The sequence below is a fragment of the Streptomyces sparsus genome (assembly GCF_054776295.1).
In genome coordinates, this window is record NZ_BAAHCA010001509.1 from 1 (window position 1) to 761 (window position 761).

Here is a 761-nt window from a genome sequence, read left to right on the forward strand (position 1 = left end):
CCGCGCGTAGGCCAGCCGGTCCGACCAGCCGGCGCCGGTCAGCGGCGGCCGGCGGGCGTCCCCCTCGGCGCGCTCCCGGCGAGCCGCGGCGGCCTCGTAGGCCTGCGGGCTGGTGAACCACACCGACGGGTCCTCCCCGAACACGGCCGCCCGTTCGGCCAGCACGTAGCCGAACTCCTCCGGCGTCAGGTACCCGAGCTTCTGCGAGGAGAGCCCGTCCTGCCGGAAGGCGTCGAGCAGCAGCCAGCCCGCGCCGAGGTAGGTGGCGACGGTGTCGGTGAGGATCTCGTTGTCGCGCTCCCCGTCGAAGGACAGGCCCAGGCGGTGCAGGTAGACGTGGGTCAGCTCGTGGGCCAGCGCCGCGCCGATGTCGCGGCGGTGGCGGGTGAAGCGGGCGTTGAGCTCGACGAAGTAGGCGGGGCCGGCCGCCGGCTCCACCTCGGCGGCGTGCTCCATCTCGCGGAAGGTGACCGTGACGGGAGCCTCCGGCAGCCGCAGGTGCCGCACGAGGGACCCGGCGAGGCGCTGCGCGCCCAGGTGCGGGTCCTCGTCGTCGGCGAACGCCACGTCAACGGGGGCGACGCTCAGGTCGAAGGCGCGCACGCCGTCCCCGGAGAGCCGCCGGTACAGCGCGGTCACAGCCGCACGCACCGTCTCCAGGTGCGGGAAGCCGTGCTCCACGTCCCGTCCGGTACCCACGCCGTCACCCTCCGTCCGCTTCGTCCGGCCCTGCCCACTGTACGGCGCGGGCCGCCCCGGCC

1 protein-coding gene is annotated in these 761 nt (G+C 75.4%); it reads right to left on the reverse strand.

What is annotated here, in order from left to right; genetic code table 11:
* A partial coding sequence (locus tag ACYVE9_RS29305) for a hypothetical protein (RefSeq protein WP_461030906.1) occupies positions 1 to 699 on the reverse strand: 699 nt, incomplete at its 3' end.
* Positions 700 to 761 lie beyond the last annotated feature (62 nt).